Annotated in this window: 1 protein-coding gene; it reads right to left on the reverse strand. The window is 67.5% G+C overall.

The features are described from left to right. Positions 1-280 (reverse strand): hypothetical protein (locus tag C1X29_RS29835; RefSeq protein ID WP_218275711.1); only part of this gene is annotated, 280 nt, incomplete at both ends.

The raw sequence follows: 280 nt of genomic DNA on the forward strand, positions 1-280 counted from the left end.
ACATTGTACAGCGTGATGCGCCACACCAGATCCGCCCCTTCGAGACGCTGCTCAAGCTGCAGGTCCAGCGCGTCGGCGATGGCATAGCTCGCCACCCTGCCTGCGGCTGTTTCTACCGTGCGTACCGCGATGGCGCGCGCGCTGTCGAAGCGCTCCCAGTCCCCCGCGCCGCGCCGCCACGCGATGCGCGCGGTGCCGAGCGCTACGCCGGGATAGACATAATCGGTTGGGAAAGGATCATCGCGGACGGACAGGCTGGTTATGCCGGTCGCGTCGGTCC

The organism is Pseudomonas sp. GW456-12-10-14-LB2 (genome assembly GCF_002884345.1).
Lineage (GTDB): Bacteria > Pseudomonadota > Gammaproteobacteria > Pseudomonadales > Pseudomonadaceae > Aquipseudomonas > Aquipseudomonas paraglycinae.